Below are 4,551 nucleotides of genomic sequence, written 5' to 3'. Positions count from 1 at the left end.
CGTGGCTTTGATCTCGGCCCTGGATTTGCCCGCGATTTTCAGCGCGAAGGCCATGTTCTCGCGCACCGTCATATGCGGATAAAGCGCGTAGGTCTGGAACACCATCGCAATGCCGCGTTGCGAGGGCGGCACATCATTCATTACCCGCCCGTCAATGCTGAACGTGCCCGCCGTGATCTTTTCCAGCCCCGCGATCATCCGCAACAGCGTGGATTTTCCGCAGCCCGAGGGGCCGACAAACACGATCAGCTCGCCGGTCTTTATGTCCAGATCAATATTGTTCAGCACATTCACATCGCCATAGGATTTGGCGACATCTTTCAGAACGAGATCAGCCATTTCAGGTCTCCTCAAGGGCAAAGAGGGCCTGCCAGGGCCCGATGAGCTGCGCGTCAGGCTCCGCAAACGGGGCCTCTTTGCACAATGTCCAATTGCCTTGCGGCAGGGTGATCTCCTGCGCGGTGTCGCTCAGATTGAAGGCACAAATCAGGCGCAGGCCATCATGGGCGCGGGTAAACATCACCACATCGCGGTCGGCGCGCAGCAGGGTGAAATCCCCCTTGGCCAGTTCCGGCCGGGATTTGCGAAATCCGATCATGGCGCGATAGAAGGCCAGGATGCTGCCCCCCTGCCCCTCCTGCGCCGACACCGCGCGCGCCATATGTTCAACCGCCATCGGCAGCCAGGGTTTGGCATCCGAGAAGCCGCCATTTCGGTTATCCGCAACCCAGGGCATCGGCGTGCGGCAGCCGTCGCGGCCCTTGAATTTGGGCCAGAACCGGATGCCATAGGGGTCTTGCAGATCGTCATAAGACACATAGGCCTCGGTCAGGCCCAGTTCCTCGCCCTGATACAGGCATACCGACCCGCGCATCGACAGCAAAAGCGCCGCATAGGTCCGCGCCGCCGCATCGGACAGATTCCAGCGGCTGACATGGCGGGTAACGTCATGGTTGGAAAACGCCCAACAGGCCCATCCATCCGCCGCCGATGCTTCGAAATCGGTCAGGACCCGGCCGATGCGCGCCGCGTCGGGCGCAAGCCCCGAAAGAAAGTCAAAGCTGTAACACATCTGCACCTTGTCGCCGCCCGAAGTATAGGCGGCCTGAATCTCAAGCCCGCGCTGCGCATCGCCCACTTCGCCCACGGCGGCAGCGGCGGGAAATTCATCCAGCAGGGCGCGGAAGCGGCGCAGGAAATCCAGGTTTTCCGGCTGGTTCTTGTCATAGAGGTGATCTTGCCAGTTATAGGGGTTCACCTCGGGCGCGATGGTGGCGTTGCGGGTGGCCGGATCCAGCGCCGGATTGTCGCGCAGCGCCTTGTCGTGGAAATAGAAATTGATGGTATCGAGACGAAAGCCATCAACCCCGCGTTCCAGCCAGAACCGGGCGATATCCAGCAGCTCGTCCTGCACATCGCGGTTATGCAGGTTCAGATCGGGCTGCTCTTTCAGGAAATTATGCAGGTAATACTGCATCCGTTCGCCATCCCATTCCCAGGCCGAGCCGCCAAAGATCGAAAGCCAGTTATTGGGCGGCGTGCCATCGGGTTTGGCATCGGCCCAGACATACCAATCGGCCCGCGCATTATCGCGGCTCTGGCGGCTTTCCTGAAACCAGGCGTGCTGGTCGGAACTGTGGCTCAGCACCAGATCAATCAGCACCTTGATGCCCAGCTCATGCGCCCGCGCGATCAGCGCGTCGAAATCGCCAAGCGTGCCGAAGATCGGGTCGACATCGCGGTAATCGGAAATGTCATAGCCGAAATCGAGCATCGGCGAGCGGAAGAAGGGCGAGATCCAGATCGCATCGACACCCAGGCTGGCGACATGATCGAGCCGGTGGATGATACCGCTGAGATCGCCGATGCCGTCGCCATTGCTGTCTTGAAAACTGCGCGGGTAGATCTGATAGATCACCGCGCCGCGCCACCAGTCCCGATCCGGCGCGATAATCTGCTCGCGCACCATATCCTGCATCAGGTTCATCACGTCCAAATCCTATTTCACCGAGCCGGCCAGCAGGCCGCGCACCAGGTAGCGTTGCATGGTAAAGAAGACCAGAACCGGCACCCCGATCGAGACAAAGGCCGCCGTGGCCAGAATACCCCAATCGCCGCCGCGCGACCCCAGAAGATCATCGGCAATGGTCACCGTCATCACCCGGCTGGCCGCATCCGAGGGCAGAAACACCTTGGCCACCAGCAGGTCATTCCAGGTCCAGAGAAACTGAAAGATGGCAAAGCTTGCCAAGGCCGGAAAGCTGAGCGGCAGGATGATCCTGGTGAAGATCTGAAAATCGGTGGCACCATCGACCCGGGCGCTTTCGATGATGTCACGCGGCAGCCCGACCATGTAATTGCGCAAGAGATAGATCGCCAGCGGCAGGCCAAACCCGGTATGGGCCAGCCATATGCCGACGAAACTCTGCCCGATGCCGATCTGATTGTGCAGGTTCAACAGCGGCACCAGCGCCAGTTGCAGCGGCACGACCAGAAGCCCGACCACGATCGCAATCAGCAATCCACGGCCCGGAAACTCCATCCAGGCCAGCGCGTAGGCGGCAAAGGCAGCAATCAGAATGGGAATGATCGTGGCCGGTATCGTCACCGTCAGCGTGTTGATGAAGGCCCGGCCCATGCCATCCGAGGTCAGGATGGTGCGGTAATTGTCCAGCGTGAAACTGGGCGGCGTATTGGCGGCGAAATAAACCCGCGGGCCGGTCTCCGGTTCTTGCGTGCTGCTGTAGACATAGCTGCCATCGGCATTCACGCGCAGGGTGCCGCCATCGCGGGTTTCGCCCTCGGTGCCGGCGGGAAACACATCAGGTTCGCGGGCGCGCACGCCAAAACCAGTCACTTCCGCCCCGCCATTGGCAAAGGTTTCCGCAACCTCGGCGGTCTCGAACAGGTTGCCCTCGATGATCCACAGATCCCCCTCCTGGCGGGGGGGCGCATCGCCGCGTGTGCGATAGGTCAGTTCGACCGAGAACGGGGCCACCCACCAGCCCGAAGCCGAGATCTGATCGCGGTCCCGAAACGAGGAGACAAAAAGCCCGACGGTCGGGATCAGCCAGGCAATGACCAGCAAGGCCACCGAGATGTTCACCGCCCATTTCAGCGCGTTATTCTGTCCCGCGATATTGTCCATTACCGCATCTCCCTTTGCGCCTGACGGATGTTCCAGATCATCACCGGCAACACCACGACCATGATCACCACAGCCACCGCCGTTGCCCGCCCATCATCGCGGAACATGAAGCTCATCATGTAGCTTGGCAGGATCTGGGTGCCGAAATTGCCGCCCGTCATGGTGTAGACGATGTCGAAAACCTTCAGCACCAGAATGGTGATCGTGGTCCAGACCACCACAATCGTGCCCACGATCTGCGGCACCTTGATCTTGAAAAACAACTGGAACGGCCCGGCCCCGTCGATGATGGCGGCCTCGATCGTGTCTTCGGGGATGCCGCGCAACGCCGCCGAAAGGATCACCATGGCAAAGCCGGTCTGAACCCAGATCAGGATGATCATCAGGAAGACATTGTTCCAGAACGGCACTTGCAGCGGGTCCATCGGATCAAACCCGATCGACCCCCGCAAGGCATTGATGATGCCGATATCAGGGTCGCCGGCATAGACAAATTTCCAGATCAGCGAGGCCCCGACAAAGGAAATGGCCATCGGCATGAAGATCAGCGATTTGGCGATATTGCCCCACCACAGACGGTCGGTCAGCTGCGCCACCAAAAGCCCCAGAAAGGTCGCCGCCGCCGGCACCACGATGGCCCAGAGCGCATTGTTGAACAGCGCCTGCTGAAACTCGGAATCGCCAAACAGGAATGTGTAATTGCCAAGCCCGATAAACTCATCGCCCGCCCGGTTATAGAGCGACCGGATCAGGCTGCCGATCACCGGATAGACCAGATAGATCGACAGCGCCAGAATCGCAGGCAGCAAGAACAGCCAGGGCCGGATCGCATTGGCGCGGTTGATATTGCGCCCGATATTGGGGCCCCTGGCCGGGTAGATCACCTTGTCGAGCAGCAGGTTGGCGGCGTAGAAATACCCGACACAGCCGAACACACCCACCAGGATCGTAATCACGCCCTGCAACAGTGGTGACATGACCGCCCCTCCCCCCAAAAGTGGTTAAATGACCCGGCCCGCGCGGAAATGCGAGCCGGGCCGGGATCGTTTTACTGGATCGAGTCCCACCGGTCCTGAATGGCCTGCGCCACATCGGCCGCATCCGCGCCGGTCACGTAATCGACCATGCCGGTCCAGAATGCGCCTGCCCCGATCTCGCCGGGCATCAGGTCGGACCCGTCAAAGCGGAACGTGGTGGCCCCCAGAAGGATGTCGTTCATGGCGCGCTGCGCATCGGTCGGGAATACTTCCGGGTTGACCGCATTATAGGGGGTCAGGAAGCCCGATTGCGCCATCCACAGCTCATGCGCGATGGGGGTCTGCATGAATTCGACCCAGGCATCGGCCGCATCCGAAGGCTCGGTGATGGCCCAAAGCGTGCCCGCGCCAAGCACCGGATTGCCC

Annotated in this window: 4 protein-coding genes and 1 pseudogene; all 5 read right to left on the bottom strand. The window is 60.6% G+C overall.

What is annotated here, in order from left to right; translation table 11 throughout:
• Positions 1 to 339, bottom strand: a 339-nt coding sequence (locus ACW8PS_RS13490; protein ID WP_491528004.1) for an ABC transporter ATP-binding protein, incomplete at its 3' end; no start/stop codon positions are given.
• A gap of 1 nt (position 340) precedes the next feature.
• Positions 341 to 1,987 carry a beta-galactosidase BglA gene (gene bglA / locus ACW8PS_RS13485; protein WP_491528003.1) on the bottom strand — a complete coding sequence of 549 codons (1,647 nt, stop codon included), beginning with the start codon at positions 1,985 to 1,987 and terminating at the stop codon, positions 341 to 343.
• Positions 1,988 to 1,999: 12 nt separating this feature from the next.
• Entirely contained in the window at positions 2,000 to 3,148 is a 1,149-nt protein-coding gene (locus tag ACW8PS_RS13480; protein ID WP_491528002.1) for a carbohydrate ABC transporter permease, read from the bottom strand.
• Complete coding sequence (locus ACW8PS_RS13475) at positions 3,148 to 4,125, bottom strand: carbohydrate ABC transporter permease (RefSeq protein WP_491528001.1); 978 nt, start codon at positions 4,123 to 4,125, stop codon at positions 3,148 to 3,150. Before ACW8PS_RS13475 ends, ACW8PS_RS13480 begins: the two co-directional genes overlap by 1 nt.
• A gap of 71 nt (positions 4,126 to 4,196) precedes the next feature.
• A pseudogene (locus ACW8PS_RS13470) lies at positions 4,197 to 4,551 on the bottom strand (alpha-glucoside ABC transporter substrate-binding protein); the annotation flags it as partial.

It is taken from the genome of Alterinioella sp. (assembly GCF_058343375.1).
The sequence above is the reverse complement of the archived record's forward strand: the minus strand, read 5'-3'. Positions and strand labels throughout refer to the sequence as shown.

Bases quoted from the DNA above. Each gene is read 5' to 3' on its own strand.
- bglA (WP_491528003.1), bottom strand. From the start codon at position 1,987: ATGAACCTGATGCAGGATATGGTGCGCGAGCAGATTATCGCGCCGGAT.
- ACW8PS_RS13480 (WP_491528002.1), bottom strand. From the start codon at position 3,148: ATGGACAATATCGCGGGACAGAATAACGCGCTGAAATGGGCGGTGAAC.
- ACW8PS_RS13475 (WP_491528001.1), bottom strand. From the start codon at position 4,125: ATGTCACCACTGTTGCAGGGCGTGATTACGATCCTGGTGGGTGTGTTC.